Annotated in this window: 15 protein-coding genes and 1 riboswitch; of the genes, 8 read left to right on the top strand and 7 right to left on the bottom strand. The window is 39.7% G+C overall.

Annotated features, from left to right (window positions below; genetic code table 11):
* Positions 1–187 precede the first annotated feature (187 nt).
* Entirely contained in the window at positions 188–550 is a 363-nt protein-coding gene (locus BM291_RS01100; protein WP_092894329.1) for a DUF1304 domain-containing protein, read from the bottom strand.
* A gap of 154 nt (positions 551–704) precedes the next feature.
* Between BM291_RS01100 and BM291_RS01095 the strand changes: the two genes are divergently transcribed.
* On the top strand, positions 705–2,081 hold the full coding sequence (locus BM291_RS01095; RefSeq protein WP_092894328.1) for a methyltransferase RsmF C-terminal domain-like protein: 1,377 nt from the start codon (positions 705–707) through the stop codon (positions 2,079–2,081).
* Positions 2,082–2,376: 295 nt separating this feature from the next.
* A riboswitch (cobalamin riboswitch) is annotated at positions 2,377–2,574 on the top strand.
* Between the two features lie 188 nt (positions 2,575–2,762).
* Complete coding sequence (metE, locus tag BM291_RS01090) at positions 2,763–5,090, top strand: 5-methyltetrahydropteroyltriglutamate--homocysteine S-methyltransferase (RefSeq protein WP_092894327.1); 2,328 nt, start codon at positions 2,763–2,765, stop codon at positions 5,088–5,090.
* A gap of 53 nt (positions 5,091–5,143) precedes the next feature.
* Here the strand turns inward: metE and BM291_RS01085 are convergent, their stop codons facing one another.
* From BM291_RS01085 to BM291_RS01075, 3 genes are all read right to left on the bottom strand, one after another.
* Complete coding sequence (locus tag BM291_RS01085; RefSeq protein ID WP_092894326.1) at positions 5,144–5,659, bottom strand: hypothetical protein; 516 nt, start codon at positions 5,657–5,659, stop codon at positions 5,144–5,146.
* 52 nt (positions 5,660–5,711) lie between these two features.
* The gene (locus BM291_RS01080; protein WP_092894325.1) at positions 5,712–5,999 is read right to left on the bottom strand and encodes a hypothetical protein; all 288 of its coding nucleotides are present in this window, start codon (positions 5,997–5,999) and stop codon (positions 5,712–5,714) included.
* Between the two features lie 108 nt (positions 6,000–6,107).
* The gene (locus BM291_RS01075) at positions 6,108–6,446 is read right to left on the bottom strand and encodes an avidin-fold protein (protein WP_092894324.1); all 339 of its coding nucleotides are present in this window, start codon (positions 6,444–6,446) and stop codon (positions 6,108–6,110) included.
* A gap of 151 nt (positions 6,447–6,597) precedes the next feature.
* Here BM291_RS01075 and BM291_RS01070 point away from each other — a divergent pair, with 151 nt between their 5' ends.
* Positions 6,598–8,250 (top strand): M1 family metallopeptidase, encoded by a 1,653-nt coding sequence (locus BM291_RS01070; protein ID WP_092894323.1) that lies wholly within the window; start codon positions 6,598–6,600, stop codon positions 8,248–8,250.
* A 155-nt stretch (positions 8,251–8,405) separates the two neighbouring features.
* Here the strand turns inward: BM291_RS01070 and BM291_RS01065 are convergent, their stop codons facing one another.
* The 3 genes from BM291_RS01065 to hflX form a co-directional block, all read right to left on the bottom strand.
* Entirely contained in the window at positions 8,406–10,076 is a 1,671-nt protein-coding gene (locus BM291_RS01065; protein WP_092894322.1) for a PQQ-dependent sugar dehydrogenase, read from the bottom strand.
* 110 nt (positions 10,077–10,186) lie between these two features.
* Complete coding sequence (locus BM291_RS01060; protein ID WP_092894321.1) at positions 10,187–11,266, bottom strand: PAS domain-containing sensor histidine kinase; 1,080 nt, start codon at positions 11,264–11,266, stop codon at positions 10,187–10,189.
* A gap of 128 nt (positions 11,267–11,394) precedes the next feature.
* Positions 11,395–12,645, bottom strand: coding sequence for a GTPase HflX (gene hflX, locus BM291_RS01055; RefSeq protein WP_092894320.1), 1,251 nt, complete (start codon positions 12,643–12,645; stop codon positions 11,395–11,397).
* A gap of 200 nt (positions 12,646–12,845) precedes the next feature.
* On the opposite strand from hflX, the gene rfbC reads away from it, so the two are divergent.
* The 5 genes from rfbC to BM291_RS01030 all read left to right on the top strand — a co-directional run bounded on the left by rfbC (position 12,846) and on the right by BM291_RS01030 (position 17,460).
* On the top strand, positions 12,846–13,397 hold the full coding sequence (gene rfbC / locus BM291_RS01050; RefSeq protein WP_092894319.1) for a dTDP-4-dehydrorhamnose 3,5-epimerase: 552 nt from the start codon (positions 12,846–12,848) through the stop codon (positions 13,395–13,397).
* Positions 13,397–14,143 carry a tyrosine-protein phosphatase gene (locus BM291_RS01045; protein ID WP_092894318.1) on the top strand — a complete coding sequence of 249 codons (747 nt, stop codon included), beginning with the start codon at positions 13,397–13,399 and terminating at the stop codon, positions 14,141–14,143. The genes rfbC and BM291_RS01045 overlap by 1 nt, the downstream gene beginning before the upstream one ends.
* A gap of 15 nt (positions 14,144–14,158) precedes the next feature.
* Entirely contained in the window at positions 14,159–15,112 is a 954-nt protein-coding gene (locus BM291_RS01040; protein ID WP_092894317.1) for an NAD-dependent epimerase/dehydratase family protein, read from the top strand.
* A gap of 145 nt (positions 15,113–15,257) precedes the next feature.
* Entirely contained in the window at positions 15,258–16,673 is a 1,416-nt protein-coding gene (locus BM291_RS01035) for a tetratricopeptide repeat protein (RefSeq protein WP_092894316.1), read from the top strand.
* 16 nt (positions 16,674–16,689) lie between these two features.
* The gene (locus BM291_RS01030) at positions 16,690–17,460 is read left to right on the top strand and encodes a phosphosulfolactate synthase (RefSeq protein WP_092894315.1); all 771 of its coding nucleotides are present in this window, start codon (positions 16,690–16,692) and stop codon (positions 17,458–17,460) included.
* Positions 17,461–17,473: the final 13 nt, after the last annotated feature.

Below are 17,473 nucleotides of genomic sequence, written 5' to 3'. Positions count from 1 at the left end.
AAGAAGTTTCAGGAACTTTTTAAATAGTGTTGGGCCGAACTGCTTTAGTTTTGTATTAGTAGTTAATTCAACAAAAGCATTCGAAAATATCATTAGCAAGTTTGATGTTCTACTTTATTTCTGATTTCTTAACTTCAGAAGAGATTTTCGTGTGTGTTTCTCCCCTACCCGTCTTTTCTTTTAAACATTACTTTAAATGAACAAGAATCAAAGCGATTAGCGCTGGCAATGCCTGCACCCAGAAGATTTTTTTGCTGGCTGTCAACGCCCCAAATATTCCTGCGATCAAGACACATACTAAAAAGAAAATAGCTATATAATTAGACCAGGCAGGATCAGGTATCAATAATGACCATACCAGACCAGCTACCAAAAAGCCATTGTAAAGACCCTGATTTGCGGCAAGTACCTTAGTTTTAGGAAAAATTTCCTCTGGAATTGACTTGAATGTCTTGCGTCCAATGGTGTCCCAGGCGAACATTTCGAAATACAAAAAGTAGAGATGAAGGGCGGCTATAAGACCAATCAGGATTTTAGTGAGGATTTCCATAATGATAATGTTTGTGGAAGGTAACTATTATTGGTAGACTGTCCATAGTCAATACATGTGTTGAATTGTTAATTAGCAAAAAATTTTGAAAGCAAGAAAAGCAGCTGTGGACAATGGACATTCGTGCGTTGACCAAAAAACTTATCTTTGCCCCATGCCAGCAACCAAACTTCCTAAGGACTTCGAGTCTCAGATGCTCGAACTACTCGGTAAAGCCGAATTTGAGCAATTTAAGCAAGCAATCAATAATCCTTCTCGAACTTCTATCAGATTAAATTCTGACAAAGATTTTTCACTTTCATGGGCAAATACACCCATTCCATGGTCCAAAACGGGCTTTTTTTTGGAAGAAAGACCATCATTTACTCTTGATCCTGCGATACATGCCGGAGCGTATTATGTGCAGGAAGCATCATCGATTTTTATTGAACATCTTCTGAATTCTTTGGCTATTCCAAAAGGGATTTATCTCGATTTGGCGGCTGCACCTGGCGGTAAGTCAACCTTGCTCTCTGCCTATTTAGGTAATGAAGGAATGCTGGTTGCCAATGAAGTCATTCAGCCACGTGCGCAGATTTTGAAAGAAAATATAATCAAATGGGGCCTGGGAAATACGGTGGTGACAAACAATGATCCTGATCATTTCGCACCTCTGCAAGGATTTTTCGACTTGGTTTTGGTGGATGCACCTTGTTCGGGCGAAGGAATGTTTCGGAAAGATCCTCAGGCACGGGACGAATGGTCTCTTGATAATGTGCAGCTTTGCTCTGCCCGACAAAAACGCATCATGGATCAAGCTGGTGCTCTGGTGAAAGCTGATGGATATTTGGTGTATAGTACGTGCACGTTCAATGAGCAGGAAAATGAGAATATGATCCGATTTTTGACTGAAGAGTTTTCCTATGAGCCAGTTCGTATTCCTCTTGATGCTAGCTGGAATATCAAGGAAACTGAGGTAGACGCTGATGGTAAAACTTTTTATGGCTATCGTTTTTTTCCTCATCTGGTGGAAGGAGAAGGCTTTTTTATCACAGTTTGGAAGCGATCATCAGAAGCTTACATTCAAGAACCCAAGCGGGTGAAAGACTTCAAACATCCATTTTTGAAGGAAGTTTTTAATCGGGAATCAAGCATTTTGGATGAAGAATTGGGATTTGATGGTACGGGTAAGTACTTCACGCTGAATGATTCCTATTTCAGGATTTCAAAAGACTGGACCCTGCATTTTCAGAAGCTTTCCCTGCATTTGAGTTTGAAGTATTTTGGAGTGGAGCTGGGCAAAAAGCAGAAGAAAGACTGGATTCCTAACCACGAGTGGGCGCTGTCTACCTTACCAAAAAAGGACTTTCCTGCACACGAGCTTTCGGAATCCGAAGCCATAGAATTCTTGCGTAAAAATGATATCGAAATTCCTGATTTACCGATTGGCTGGGTGTTGATAACTTACAAGGAACTACCGCTTGGCTGGATCAAAAACCTAGGAAACCGTGTGAATAACTATTATCCGAAAGAGTGGAGAATCAGGATGTAAAGTCTGAAGTACGAAGTAAAAAGTCTCAAGTACGAAGTAGGCGGTCCGTCATAGCATTGAAATGTTGGTTAAAACTGGTTGTTGGGAAATTGAAGTTTAGAAGTTCCTCCTGTCATCGATTTACTACAAGTAAAGATGCAAATGCGTATTAGGATTTGGTAAACACTTAGATTTAGGTGACTTCGGTCATCGGTCTTTCTTCCAGTATATCAAAGAGAATATGGTTGCTTGCATCATTACGGGTAATCACATAAATTTCACTACTTTCACCGCTGAAATAGTTCTTAACTTTATTTCTTTATCAACCGGAAGAGGTTTTACTTAGCTGTAGATTAATAGGGAATCGTGTGAAAATCACGAACTGTCGCGCAACTGTAAGTAACACACCAAAGACGATCATCCTCGCATGTCCACTGTCGCCAACACCACGGAGACGGGAAGGACGATGAAAGTCGTTACAAGTCAGGAGACCTGCCTATTCCGAATTGACGATGCTTCCGCGAATGAGGCTTTTTAGTCAAGTTTGATACGTTTTCTTAGAATGCTTTTATCTGTGTCCCTTGGGCTCAGACAAGATCTGCTATGTGCGTATTTTACTTTTCCAATTGCCCGATTTGCCAGCATGGTGAAATCTAGCCAAAGAGCTTTTAACTAATTATTCATCATTAAAAGTTAAAAGAGATGCAAACGCATAATCTTGGCTATCCGCGAATAGGTAGCCACCGAGAACTCAAAAAAGCCTGTGAACAGTATTGGTCAGGCAAAATCACAAATTCAGATCTCCACACAGCTGGAGAAAAAATCCGAAAGGCTAATTGGCAGTTTCAGAAGGACGCTGGAATAGACCTGATTCCTTCCAATGACTTTTCTTTCTACGATCAGGTGTTGGATATGTCTCTGATGGTTGGGGCGATTCCTGATCGCTATCATGAAGTGATTCTTCAAAAAGGAGGTAATGAGCTGGACTTATATTTTGCGATGGCTCGTGGCTATCAGCAAGATGGACTGGATATTACGGCTATGGAGATGACCAAATGGTTTGATACGAATTACCATTACATCGTTCCTGAATTCACGAATAATCAATTTTTCAAACTGTTTTCTACAAAAGTGATTCAGGAATTCACTGAGGCTAAGCAGCTTGGAATTAGTACTAAACCAGTCCTGATTGGCCCAGTTTCTTATCTGCTTTTGGGCAAGGAAAAAGAAGCTGGATTTGAACGAATAGATCTGATCAAAAATTTGCTTCCGGTTTACCTGGAAATACTGAAAAAACTAGATTCTCTGCATGTAGATTATGTGCAGTTTGACGAGCCTTTCCTTGCGATGGATTTGACGGAGAAAGAGCAAAATGCATTTACATACGTCTACGGCGAGATCAAAAAAGCTCTCCCTTCACTTAAAATTATCCTTGCCAATTACTTCGATTGCTTCGGTGCGAATCTGGAATTAGCACTTTCCCTACCTGTGCACACCCTTCACTTAGACTTGGTGAGATGTCCTTCTCAGCTGGAGGATATTCTGGATTCAGGGAAATTGAAAGCAAATGTAAACCTCTCCTTGGGTCTGGTGGATGGAAGAAATATCTGGAAAAATGACTTCCAAAATTCTCTTTCGCTGATCAATAAAACAGTACAAGCGATCGGTGAGGATCGTGTTTGGATAGCGCCTTCCTGCTCGCTTATTCATTCTCCTTGTGATCTGGATTTGGAGGAAAATACCGAATCGCTTCCTGTAGAAGTACGGCAATGGTTGGCTTTTGCGACGCAGAAAATAGAGGAAGTGGTTGTTCTTAGAAAATTGGCAGGGAAAGATACATCTGAGGAGATTTTGGAAATTTTGGCACAAAATCAACAAGCAGTGGTAAATAGAAAAACCTCCTCCTTGATCCACGATGAACAAGTGAAAAATAGAGTCGCCAGTGTTGCTCTAGGTGACGATCAGCGGAAAAACAGCTTTGCAAACCGTCAATCGCTACAAAAAACAGCTTTAAAGCTCCCACTTTTTCCCACCACGACTATTGGTTCTTTTCCACAGACTACAGAAGTAAGATCCTGGAGAGCGAGATTTAAGAAAGGCGAGTTGACTCAAGAAGTTTACGAAAAACTATTGGAGGACGAGACGAAGGAGTCGATTCTTTGGCAGGAAGAAATCGGAATGGATGTGCTTGTGCATGGGGAATTTGAGCGCAACGACATGGTTGAGTACTTCGGTGAGCAGTTGGCAGGATTTGCTTTTACGAAGTTTGGCTGGGTGCAGAGTTATGGAAGTAGATGCGTGAAGCCGCCGATTATCTATGGCGATGTGCATAGACCTAAGCCGATGACGGTTCGCTGGTCAGCTTTCTCGCAGTCACTTACTGACAAACCTGTGAAGGGAATGCTTACTGGGCCAGTTACGATTTTACAATGGAGCTTTGTGCGAAATGATCAGCCAAGATCTCAGACCTGTACGCAGATTGCCTTGGCGATTCGAGATGAGGTTGTGGATCTGGAGAAAGCTGGAATTGGCGTGATTCAGATCGATGAACCAGCGATCAGAGAAGGTCTTCCGCTTCGTAAAGCTGACTGGCAGGCGTATTTGGAATGGGCGGTTCGGGCGTTCCGACTCTCTGCATCTGGAGTGAAAGATGAAACGCAGATCCATACGCACATGTGCTATTCGGAATTCAATGACATCATCCAAAATATAGCGGACATGGATGCCGATGTGATTACGATTGAGTGTTCAAGATCTCAAATGGAATTGTTGGATGCCTTCGCGGAGTTTAACTATCCAAATGAAATTGGGCCTGGGGTGTATGATATCCATTCTCCACGAGTGCCATCAAAGGCTGAGATGACCCAACTAATGGAAAAAGCCAAGGCTGTAATTCCTGCGGCAAATCTATGGGTGAATCCTGATTGCGGTTTGAAAACCCGTCACTGGGAAGAAACCAGAAAGGCTTTGATTGAAATGGTGGCTGCTGCGCAAGAACTTCGTGAAGCTGTTTCTGAGCCTGTGAGCTAAAAAATATGCCTGGCGGGTTTAAAATCCGCTGGGCATTTTACCAGTTTGGAAAATTAAGGAATGGGTTTAATAATTTTTAATTCTTGAATGTCTGTCAATTTAGCGAAGAATTCTTCTTGGCTGTTAAAAGTGTAACCATTGGTTTCAAGTTTAAATGTTGCCGAATGCGTCTCAATTTCTAGAATGGTCGCTTCTATTTTGTACTCCCAATATCTAAGTCTAAAATAGCGGGCAATGTCAATACGGAGTCCAACTTTTAATAAAATCCACATGGGAAAGAAAAATATGGGTTGAATAGACTCCTTTCCCTTTATTAATTCTAACCTTTTAATTTGATTAAATGGTATTGGAATTGAAATCGTACGATTGTTTTTGAATACTCTAAGCAATAGACCATTTGAGAAAATTTGAAAAATTCCTTTAGAGTCTTTTAGTAATTCAATTGATTCATCAGACACAAAAGATTTTATGAAATAGGTAGTACTTCCTGTAACTCCATTTTTCACTTCTTCTCCAATTAAGGGTAATAATTTGTGCTTTGGAATTTCATATGTTGCGAAGTACTTCATTAAAATTAGCTTGATCTAGCAATTCTTTTTAGGTGATAAAATAATAACCCACCTACCAATTTTTTGACTCTTTTTCTAAGTCTTCATGAGAAATAAAATTTCCATTACTTACATCATCTGATCGCTTTTTCATTTTATCATATAGTCGTGATTTTATTTCCTCTAGACTCATCAATCTTCCGTTTATGATATCGTTTTCTCCTGCCTGTGCAGCAGATACTAACCTTTCTTGATAGGCAGCTTTATTGGCTAAAAAAGTTTTGATTTCCTCTAGCCATTCTTCACTTTCCACATCAGCTATCATGGAATATATATCTGATTTCAATTTTTCCTTTTTCATAACCAATTGATTTAAAACACTCTAATGTACGATAAACCAATTTCAGTATTGCTTCGATTAGCGATTTTGCAACATCGGACACCCGACATCCGACATCAAACATAAAAATCAAATCTCCTCAATAACACTTTCTCCCCTAGACCTATCACCGGAAGTCCATTCCCAAGTTTCGTGGAGGCGGATTTTACCATTATCTAAGATTTCAGGTTTGCTGTGGCAGATGCCAGTCATCAGTTCTCCAGATGAATTCACTTGATGATAGCGCATGTTGATATTTCCTGCTTCGTCCACCAAACCTATCAACTGTCCTTTGACAATTTTTCCTCCAGCATATGCTGCAGTTATGATAGTGCCTTCTTGATGATAATGGAAAACCGTTTCAGCAGAGGTTTCTCCATTTTCAGTGTTTTGTACCGCGCGGAATTTGCGATTGTTATAATTGAACATGTTGATAGAAATTGGTTAAGCCATTCCTTTGCTTTTTCATGATTGACAAGCTTCCTTTCACTAAAATTAAGTCCTTTCGTGGAAATGTATGCCTTTTCAATAAATCCTTCCAAGTATCTTGTGTACTCAAATCCCAAATTTTGAATTAGCTATGAGATATATATTACTTAGTTTTTCCCTTCTCTTTTGCCTGAGCGCCCAAGCACAAATGTTTCCTCATGGAGAGGAGTTTACGAGACAGGATACTCTTCGCGGCACGATCACTCCTGAGCGGGCCTGGTGGGATTTGCAATACTATCATTTGGAAGTAACTGTTGATCCGGAGACTAAGTCACTTTCTGGTAAAAACACGGTACGATACAAGGTGCTGGAAGATTCTAAACGCATGCAGATTGACTTACAAGCGCCTATGCAGCTTAGCAAGGCAGAGCAAGATGGCGTAGAATTGGAAATTGAGCATGATGGAAATGCGCACTTTATCACTTTGAAATCAACCCAAAAGATAGGAGAAGAAAAGGCAGTTGTTCTTACATTTTCAGGAACGCCTGTGGAGGCTGTTCGCCCTCCTTGGGATGGAGGATTGACGTGGAACAAGGATAGCAATGGCCTGCCTTTCATTGCAAATTCCAATCAGGGACTTGGTGCTAGTATCTGGTGGCCAAACAAAGACCACATGTATGATGAACCAGATCAAGGTGTTTTGATTAGCGTGACTGTACCAGAAAACCTGATGGATGTTTCTAATGGTCGATTGATCAAAACTGATCACAATAAGGCCGCCAAGACCAAAACCTATCATTGGGAAGTGAAAAACCCGATCAATAATTACGGAATTAATATCAACGTGGGCGATTATGTCCATTTTGGAGAAAAATATAAAGGTGAAAAAGGCGAGCTGGACTTGGACTATTATGTACTCCGTGATAATCTAGCCAAAGCTAAGAAACAGTTTAAAGATGCGCCTCGCTTGATGGAAGCTTTTGAGCATTGGTTTGGACCTTATCCTTTTTATGAAGACAGCTATAAATTAGTCGAAGCACCCTACTTGGGAATGGAGCATCAAAGTTCTGTTACTTATGGAAATAAGTATGAGAATGGCTATTTAGGAAGAGACCTCAGCGGAACTGGCTGGGGATTGAAGTTTGATTACATCATCATCCACGAGTCAGGGCACGAGTGGTTTGCTAATAATATAACTTATCGAGATATCGCTGATATGTGGATTCATGAGAGCTTCACTTCTTATTCAGAGAATATATTTATTGATTATTTCTATGGAAAAGAAGCTGCTTCTGCATACACATTAGGTTTGAGAAAAGGGATAGGAAATGCAGCCCCAGTGATAGGGAAATATGGAGTCAATCAGGAAGGTTCTGGCGACATGTATAATAAAGGCCATAATATGCTGCATACTATTCGCCAGGTGATAAATGACGATGAAAAGTGGAGATCAATCTTGCGAGGCTTGAATGCTGAGTTTTATCATAAAACAGTGACAACACGTCAAATCGAAAATTACATTTCACAGAAATCGGGAATTAATCTAAGCCCTGTTTTTGATCAATATTTAAGAGATATTCGAATTCCGATTTTCAGTTATTATTTGCAGGAAGGCAAGTTGTATTATCGTTGGGACAATGGTGTCGTTGGCTTCAATATGCCAGTGAAAATCGATGTGGATGGTAAGGAGATGAATTTAACTCCAACTCAGAGTTGGCAGTCAGTTGACGTTGTGCAGAAAAATGCCAAAATCACTGTAGATAAAGATTACTACGTGGGCTCAATGAATATTTCGGGTCAATAAGATCAACTAATAAAGGCCAGCTTTTAAGCTGGCCTTTATTATGATATTTTTTTACTTCAGAGAATAGCAATAGACCATTGATAAAGATGAGATGGTTTCAATCAGGTATTGACCAAAGTGCCTACACTCGTATGTAGGTAAACCAATCTATTGGCTCAATTCATTGATAACTTGAAGATTTTCCCTTCTGTCTTACTCATGATGTAAATTTGTTCGCTGGCATCTTTTCCAAACTTCAAATCTACTCGCTCTCCGCCGCAAAGCTCCAGAAGACTAATTTCTTTTCCTTCGAAAATCACTCCCCAGCTTTCTACACCAGACTTTTCTAAATCATACAAGTCAGCGAAGAATAGTCTGCCTGAAAGTATATCTCCAAAAATCAATTTTCCTTGAAGTGGACCAGAAGGCATGATATAGCCAGCGAATATTGCCGCAAGCTCATCGTGGTCCAGTTGAATGATAGGATATGTAACACCAAATTTTTCATCGTCTTCCTGTAGAGGAAAGATTTCTCTGAACTTGCCATATGGATTGATTATAAATCGTCCTTCTCTAATCGGCCAACCATAGAACTTGCCCTTTTCTATCTTATTGAGCTCTTCTATACTGTGTTGCCCAATATCTGTAGCAAACATGTTTCCTTTCGTATCCCAAAAAATCCTATTAGGATTACGAAAGCCATACGCATATACTTCACCTGCTTTTCCTTCTTTACCTGCAAAAGGATTGCTCGTTGGGATTCCGTACTTGCCATTTATACTGTTGTTTCCTATTGGATCTATTCTCAGAATACTACTGTAGATTTTCGAACCTTTACTGTTGGATAGGTGGGCGGCACGTTTTTCTGTTAGCCCTCCATCTCCAAAGCCGATGAAAAGCAAGCCATAATCTTCGTCTCCTGATTTGGCATTTGGATTAAAAGTCAGCTCTTGCATTCCGTGAGCCTGAGAAGGAATATCTATTCGAACAAGTTCTCTGGATGAGCCATTGAAAACCTTAGCTGAAGGATTGTCAGCTTTCCACTCCGTTAGAATCCATTGCATGAAAACTCGGATAGTGTCCGAATAGCCATAATCAGCTTGTTGAGTGCCGCCTGGTTCAGTGTGAGCAGTATAGAAAAGGCCGTTTTTGGTAAATTCTGGATGAAATGTAAAACTTGCCATTCCGGTAGCCCAACCTGGTTTACTGACCATATCAGGTTTTAACTCACTGATAGGTAAGTATACATTTGGCTTGCTATCAATGAGTTCGTAAAGTCCTACGCGCTGATCATTGATGAATAAGCGCTCTGTGCCTGGAATAGCTTCCATTTTAGTCATTTTTGCTAAAGGGAAAGCTGTATCAGAGGCTGGCAATTGACTGTATAGCTCCAATTCTATACGAATACCAGAGTCAGGAACAGAGTCAGGGATAGGATTTTCTAAGCCAATTTGTGGCAAACTATCAGGTAAGGTCTCGTAGGTATGAAGATATGCGAGTAGCGCATCTAGATCCTTTTCTTCTATTCCTGGAAAAGGAGGCATGTAGGTTTTATACAATTCAAAAAGCTTTACAGCTCTTGGGTCATTAGCTTCAATTACAGCCGATGGATTTTTTATAAAATTCTTGATCCATGAAGATTCCACAGAATGGGTTAACCCACTTAGATTTGGTCCGATCCCATTTTGTTCTAAGCTATGACAAGTGCTGCAATTGTTCTCAAAAAGAACTTTTCCTGCCTTAATTTGCTCTGAGTCAGTACTGATTTCGCCTCCAAATTCACTTTTCTGAGAGCAAGAGAAAATAAGGAATGAGGCTGTAAAAAAAAGATATATAGATTTCTTCATTGATGCTAAGTTGCAGGTTTTGCTTAATCACACCAAACAAAATATTATAATTGGTAAATCTATCCTGTAATGTCTTTTGATTTTATAAAAAATTGCGGAAGTCTATTTTTTCACTGTAATTCTTGAGAATTCAGAATAATACGAAAGGTTGTGCCCTCGCCAACCTTGCTTTCTACTTCGATCGTTCCTCCAAGACTCTGAACGTGGTTGTAAACCAGATAAAGCCCTATTCCTCGGCTATCCTCGTTGCGATGAAATGTCTGCTGAAAACCAAATAGTTTATCTTTTACTTTTTCCAAGTCAAATCCCAATCCATTGTCTGAAAAGGTCAGATGGATTTTGCCTTCAACCCGTTTACATGAAATTGTAATGACGGGGTCAGCTCCTGCTTTTTTATACTTGATCGAATTGGTCGTTAGATTGAGAAAAATACTTTCCAGATAAGTAGAGTTAGACGTTATCTTAGGTAACTCATCAAAATCAGTTACGACTGTAGCTTTAGAGTTTTTGAGAAGAGAATAGATGGATTTGGATACTTTTTTTACCAGCTTTTGAAGATCAATTTCTTTGAATGGGATGTATAAGGACTGTTTTTCCCTAAGCTCTTTAGAATAGACGTTAAGTTTATCACGCAAATCTTCACAGCTCATCTTAAATATCTCCATGAGCTCTAAGGTTTCTTTATCCGTGATTTTGGAATAATCTATTAACTCATAGATAGACAGCAGATTATTCACCGGAGACCGGAGGTCATGTGAAGTCATATGGCCTATGTGGCGGAGATCCTTATTGATTTCTGTCAGGTTGGTTAAAAGTGAATTTCTGTCAGCTTCGAGTTCTTTTTTTTGTGTGATATTTCGAGCTATAGCAAAAATAATTTGGTCTTTTGTTACCGGCTGGGATGTCCAAGAAAGCCATACAATTTCACCTGATTTGGTGACATATCTATTTTCGAAATTGACTAAAGGGGTAGATTTAAGTAATTCAGACCTTTCTTTTGCCGTATTTTCCTTGTCTTCTTGATAGATGAAATGATGAATTGGGTTGGAATATAATTCTTCATAAGAATATCCTAAAACCTCCTTGACAGCAGGGTTTATTTTTTTGAAATACCCGTCGAAACCAGCAATACAGACTAGGTCTGGAGTCAATTCAAAAAAAATGTCATACTGTGAGAAATCCGTATTCATAAGGCTAAGGTTAGCAGAAATTTAAGACCAAAAAAATGAACTGAGGCGAAGAAAATTTCATAAAAAGTTTACTGACTTACACATACAAAAAAAAGACCATCATCGTGGTGATGGTCTTTTTAGTTATTCTATTCGTCAATGGTGAAGGTTTCGTCTTCTAAGTAATGAGGATAGATTTTTCTGTGCTGTTTTTTCACTTCAGCGATTAATGCTTGTCGAAATCCTTCTACATTCTCCCCGCTGGCTGCTGCCATGAATACAGGAGGAATACCAGTTTTCTTTCCATAAGCTTCAGCCAAAGCATCAAAATCGTGGAAATCTGCTTCTTCTAATTCCAATTCAGTCATTTTCATGCTTTCTTCCTCGCTAGGCATGGTCTCTACCAAATCGATTTTATTGAAGACAAGCAGAATTGGTTTCTCTCCAGCCTTGATTTCATTCAATGTTTCAGTCACTACAGCAACATGATCTTCGAAATGCGGATGCGAAATATCAACCACGTGTACGAGTAGATCTGCTTCACGGATTTCATCCAATGTAGATTTGAACGCTGCAATGAGGTGAGTAGGAAGTTTTCGGATAAATCCGACCGTATCCGATAGCAAGAAAGGGACGTTCTCAAGTACCATCTTTCTAACGGTGGAGTCGACTGTGGCAAAGAGTTTATTCTCAGCCAGAATATTTGTTTTAGTAATTAGATTCATCAAGGTGCTTTTACCCACATTGGTGTAACCAACTACCGCTACTCGAACAATTCCATTTCGACCTTTACGCTGTGTTTCTCCTTGTTTTTCTATTTCACGAAGTTTCTCCTTTAGAAGAGTGATTCGGTTTCTGATGTCTCGTTTATCAGTTTCGATTTCTTTCTCACCTGATCCGCCACGTGTGGTCGTACCTCCTCTCTGTCGCTCTAAGTGAGTCCAGAGATTTGTCAAGCGAGGTAGTAGATATTGGAAGCGGGCAAGTTCCACCTGCGTTTTAGCTTGGGCAGTTTGTGCTCTCTTTAAGAAAATATCCAGAATCAGAAGTGATCTATCGTAGATCGTGACCTTCAACTCATTCTCAAGGTTTCTCATCTGAGAAGGAGATAGATCATCATCGAATATGACCATGTCGACTTCGAAATGCTTGATATATGCTTGAATCTCTTCAAGTTTTCCAGAGCCTACAAAGGTTTTGATATCTGGCTTTTCCATTTTCTGGGTAAAGCGATGAACTGTCTTTGCACCGAGAGTTTCTGTCAAGAAAGCCAATTCATCCAGATATTCCTCCGTTTGTTGCTCGGTCTGATATTGACGAACCACACTTACTAGGATGGCAGTTTCTTCTTTGCCACCTGTTTCGTGAAGTTTTTGAAGTTTGCGGGAATGTTTACTCATAAATTAATTGCTATATCGAAACAATGCGAAACACTTAATTATAGTTTCCTATTTGCTTAGAAATGGCCAATTGCGGCATTTTTATTTAAATTGGCATGTTAGGTTGCCGTAAAGTTCGACATATTTCCTTAGAATTGATTAGGATAGTGATTTGACTGGTGGTTATTTTGCCTTTTAAAGCCGAAACTAATATACTGCCAATGGCCCAAGTAAAAAAAGCCACCCTAACAGGTGTTTTAGAGATATTTCCAAGGATTTTTGAAGACCAGAGAGGTTATTTCTTTGAGTCCTACCGAGCAGATTGGTTACAATCTGAAGGAGTTGATCATGATTGGGTTCAAGATAATCAGAGCTTCTCTCAGAAAGGAACCGTGCGAGGTCTTCATTTTCAGAGAGGAGATTTTGCCCAAGCAAAATTGGTACGCGTGATTCAGGGGAAAGTTCTGGACGTAATCGTGGATTTGAGAAAAGGCTCTTCGACTTTTGGAGAGAAATATTCTGCCATCCTGGATTCAAGCAGAAATAATCTGATGTATGTACCAAAAGGCTTTGCCCATGGATTTTCCGTATTGGAAGATTCGATCTTCGCATATAAGTGCTCCAATTATTATAATAAAGAAAGTGAAGGAGGAATTCTTTGGAATGATCCAGCTTTAGATATAGACTGGCAGATTGACGAGCCAATTACTTCTGAGAAAGATGCCGAATGGCCTACCTTAGAAGAATTCAAAATTAGTGAAGGAGGATTGTAATGGGATTTTTAGATCTGTTTAAGAAACAACCGGAAGTATATGAAAACCTTGACCTAAGCTGGTTAGAGGTCGATATGCATTCGCATTTGATACCCGGTATCGATGATGGATCTAAAAGCATGGAGGAGTCTCTTCATTTGATTAAGCGTTTGTCAGATTATGGTTTGCGCAAAATCATCACTACACCACATATCATGTCTGAGTATTATCGCAATACGCCAGAAATCGTGCAAATGGGTTTGGAGGATCTTCGCAGAGCGGTTAAGAAAGAAGGTATTTCTATAGAAATAGAAGCTGCTGCTGAATATTACATGGACGAGATTTTCCTCGAGAAAATCAAAAATGGAGAAGAAGTACTTACGTTTGGTGACAATTATATCTTAGTGGAAACGGGCTTTATCAATAAGCCTCAAATGCTTTTGGAAATTATATTTCAACTTGAAATGGCAGGTTATAAGCCGATTCTCGCCCATCCAGAACGTTATCAATACCTAATTGGAGACAAGGGATTGCTTCAGGACCTGACAGACAGGCAAATCCTTTTTCAACTAAACTTGCTATCACTTACTGGCTTTTACTCTAAGCCAGTGAAGGACTTTGGTGAGAAGCTAGTAGAGATGGGCTTAGTGAAATTTTTTGGTACGGACTGCCACAACCCACGCTACTTGGACATGATGGAGACTTTGCCAAAGTCAAAATTATACAGCAAAATCAAGCAACTTGATGTGCTAAATTCCACTCTTTGATTTGCGGGTTGATCAATGAAAATTCTTATTACAGGTATTACGGGACTATTTGGAAGCTATTTGGCTAAAGAATTTGCTGCGCTTGGAGAGATTCATGGTTTTCGCAGATCAAGTTCATCGCTGAGATTGCTAGATGAAATTGACTTTCCTATTACCTGGCATGAAGGAGAGCTTTCTGATATTGAATCCATTGAATTAGCGCTCGAAGGGATGGATATAGTTGTTCATGCAGCGGGTAAAGTTTCTTTTGATGCTAATGATGAAGAGAGTTTGCATAAAAGCAATGTCGATGGCACTATAAATCTGGTCAATGCCATGCTTAATTCCGGCGTGAATAAACTGGTTCATATCAGTTCTGTTGCTGCTATAGGAAGGAGCCCTGAGTTGTCAAAAATTGACGAGAATTTTAAATGGGTCGAATCTCCCCTCAACACGGATTATGGCATTTCTAAATATTTGGCCGAATTGGAAGCTTGGAGAGGTGAGCAGGAAGGATTGGATTTGATTGTAGTGAATCCTTCCATCCTTTTGGGAAAAATCAGTGACGATCGTAGTTCTTCAGATATTTACCATTACGTGTTGGAAGAGAATTCCTATTACCCTAAGGGAGATTTGAACTACATCGATGTGCGAGATGCGGCTAAGCAGGTAAGAGAATTAGTAGAAAATGAAGTGTGGGGTGAGCGCTTTATTTTAAATAGAGAGCAGATTTCATACAAGGAATTCTTTGAGAAAATGGCAGCTGTATTTGAAAAAAAGGCTCCATCAAAGGCAGTAAGTCCAGTGATGCTTAAGATTGCAGTGTTTTTCAATACTGTATTTAGAAAAATAGGATTGAGTAAAAGCCCGCTGAATAAGAAAACAGCTATGATTTCACAGCAAAAATTATTTTTCGATAATACTAAAGTGAACAAGCTGCTTAATAATGATTATCATAGCTTGGAAGATACCTTTAACTGGTCAAAGTAAACTTATTTTTGATCCCTATCGTTTCTTCCCAAAGCTTCAATGAGAAATGACATTATTTCTCTGAAAGAGTAGAATGAAATTTAACAAATCGAGATTTTGAGAGACCAAATTAATTGGTAACTTAAATAAACCATAACACATCCTAATGACTGGAGATCACGATCATGATTGGGAAAATGACAAGAAGCTGGTAGAGCGATTTGAAAATTCCCTTCAAGCCAATCTGGACCTTTATTTCGAAGAGGAAGAATTGGAAGATATCATCCGATTTTACTTTGATCAGCAGAAGTTTCTCAAGGCACTACGTGCTGCTGAGTTTTCGTTGGAACGATTCCCATTCTCTGTAGAAATTAAGTTGCTCCAAGCGCAATGCCTCATATTCAATGATGAATTGGAAGAAGGACTGGGCATATTGGAAAACATAAATAATATATCTCCAAACAACGAGGAAATCATTCTTGCCTTGGCTAATGCCCACATTTTGGGAGGCACATCGCAGGATGGTATTGAGTTGTTGGAGAATTTCCTGCCATTAGCGGAAGACAAAGCTGAGGTATATTACTCCTTGGGAAACCTGTACCGCGTCCAAAACAACAATGAAAAAGCAAGCTACTATTTCAAAGAAGCTGTAAAGAGTCGCATCAATCACGAAGATGCGCTTTTCCAGTTGGCGATGATTACTGAGGAAGAAGGTTCTTTTGATGAGATTCTGGATTTCTACCAGGAGTTCATTGACCAAGATCCTTACAGTGCTGGTGCCTGGTATAATCTGGGAGTAGTTTATAATCGTCTTGGTAGATTCGAAGATGCGATCAAAGCGTATGATTATGCGATTTTGATTGATGACGCTTTTGCTTCAGCTTATTTCAATCTTGGCAATGCGCTGATGAACACGCAGCAATATGAGCTTGCTTTGGAAGCCTATCAGAACACGATTAATTGTGAGGGAGCCAATGCAGAGAATTGCTGCTATATGGGCGCTGCCTATGAGAAATTGGAGAAAATAGATGAAGCTTTCAAGTACTTTAAGAAGTCAGCCAAGTTTGATGAGGAGTACGATGACGCTTGGTTTGGACTAGGAATGTGCATGCTGAAGAAGGAAAAATTCTTTGAAGCCATACATTATTTCAAAAAAGCGTTAAATCTTACAAAAGAAAATTCTAATTATTGGGTAGGTCTTGCAGATGCTGAATTTAATTTGGGCAACATGCAGGCTAGCTCTGAAGCATACGAAGAAGCGATCAATTTGGAGCCAGGAATTCTGGAAACCTATGTAAATCTGGCACTTATATATTTTGAGCAGAACCGATTCGAGGAGGCTATTGATGTGACTCGCGAAGGAATTGAGGAGATGCCAGAGGAAGCAGAGCTTTATTATCGCTTGGTAGTATACCTAATCAAAATGGGCAATTACAAAGAGGCGTTTTCATTTTTGGAAAATGGGTTAACTTTGGACTTTGAAAAGCATTCCATCATGTATGATTTGATGCCAGAGCTTAAGCAGCAGAAGGCCTTATACAAGATTATTGCCCAATATCGAGAGCAAAATCTCGAATCTTAACATTAAAACCTCGCTAATGAATTATGAGCTGAATAATATCCCCGTTCGGACTGAGAAGCCACGAACCAAAGGATTTACCATGGCCATGGACAAAGGCCTAAGCCTAAGAGCCACAGAAGATTTTGTCGAAAGTTGCTCTGATTTCGTAGATATCGTGAAACTTGGGTGGGCTACATCCTATGTGACCAAAAACCTAAACGAGAAACTTGCTATCTATAAAGAAGCAGGAATTCCTGTTTACTTGGGAGGCACACTTTTCGAAGCTTTTCTTGTAAGAGGTCAGTTTGACGATTACAGAAAAGTATTGGATAAATATGATCTGACTTTCGCCGAGGTGTCTGATGGATCTATTTCCCTTAATCACGACAAGAAATGTGAGTACATCACTACGCTAGCTAAGCAAGTTACCGTGCTTTCTGAAGTAGGGTCTAAGGATGCTGCAAAAATTATCCCTCCATACAAATGGATCGAGCAGATGCAGAAAGAATTGGATGCTGGTGCTTGGAAGGTTATCGGTGAAGCCAGAGAAGGTGGAAACGTCGGTCTTTTTAGAGATTCAGGTGAAGTAAGACAAGGACTAGTGGAAGAAATTCTAACTCAGATTCCTGAAGAAAGAATTATCTGGGAAGCTCCAATCAAATCTCAGCAGGTTTGGTTTATCAAGCTGATCGGTGCAAATGTGAACCTAGGTAATATCAGTCCTTCTGAAATTATTCCTTTGGAAACCATTCGACTGGGCTTGAGAGGCGATACGTTTGATCACTTCTTGGGAGAAATCAAATTGTAATACAACTCAACTC

It is taken from the genome of Algoriphagus aquimarinus (assembly GCF_900112005.1).
Classification (GTDB): Bacteria; Bacteroidota; Bacteroidia; order Cytophagales; family Cyclobacteriaceae; genus Algoriphagus; species Algoriphagus aquimarinus.
This window is presented reverse-complemented; position numbering and strand designations above follow the sequence as displayed.

What these genes read in the sequence shown, in the direction of transcription:
- metE (WP_092894327.1), top strand. Translation starts at nt 2,763, where the DNA reads ATGCAAACGCATAATCTTGGCTATCCGCGAATAGGTAGCCACCGAGAA.
- BM291_RS01100 (WP_092894329.1), bottom strand. Translation starts at nt 550, where the DNA reads ATGGAAATCCTCACTAAAATCCTGATTGGTCTTATAGCCGCCCTTCAT.
- BM291_RS01080 (WP_092894325.1), bottom strand. Translation starts at nt 5,999, where the DNA reads ATGAAAAAGGAAAAATTGAAATCAGATATATATTCCATGATAGCTGAT.
- BM291_RS01030 (WP_092894315.1), top strand. Translation starts at nt 16,690, where the DNA reads ATGAATTATGAGCTGAATAATATCCCCGTTCGGACTGAGAAGCCACGA.
- BM291_RS01045 (WP_092894318.1), top strand. Translation starts at nt 13,397, where the DNA reads ATGGGATTTTTAGATCTGTTTAAGAAACAACCGGAAGTATATGAAAAC.
- BM291_RS01065 (WP_092894322.1), bottom strand. Translation starts at nt 10,076, where the DNA reads ATGAAGAAATCTATATATCTTTTTTTTACAGCCTCATTCCTTATTTTC.
- BM291_RS01085 (WP_092894326.1), bottom strand. Translation starts at nt 5,659, where the DNA reads ATGAAGTACTTCGCAACATATGAAATTCCAAAGCACAAATTATTACCC.
- BM291_RS01060 (WP_092894321.1), bottom strand. Translation starts at nt 11,266, where the DNA reads ATGAATACGGATTTCTCACAGTATGACATTTTTTTTGAATTGACTCCA.
- rfbC (WP_092894319.1), top strand. Translation starts at nt 12,846, where the DNA reads ATGGCCCAAGTAAAAAAAGCCACCCTAACAGGTGTTTTAGAGATATTT.
- BM291_RS01075 (WP_092894324.1), bottom strand. Translation starts at nt 6,446, where the DNA reads ATGTTCAATTATAACAATCGCAAATTCCGCGCGGTACAAAACACTGAA.
- BM291_RS01070 (WP_092894323.1), top strand. Translation starts at nt 6,598, where the DNA reads ATGAGATATATATTACTTAGTTTTTCCCTTCTCTTTTGCCTGAGCGCC.
- BM291_RS01040 (WP_092894317.1), top strand. Translation starts at nt 14,159, where the DNA reads ATGAAAATTCTTATTACAGGTATTACGGGACTATTTGGAAGCTATTTG.
- hflX (WP_092894320.1), bottom strand. Translation starts at nt 12,645, where the DNA reads ATGAGTAAACATTCCCGCAAACTTCAAAAACTTCACGAAACAGGTGGC.
- BM291_RS01035 (WP_092894316.1), top strand. Translation starts at nt 15,258, where the DNA reads ATGACTGGAGATCACGATCATGATTGGGAAAATGACAAGAAGCTGGTA.
- BM291_RS01095 (WP_092894328.1), top strand. Translation starts at nt 705, where the DNA reads ATGCCAGCAACCAAACTTCCTAAGGACTTCGAGTCTCAGATGCTCGAA.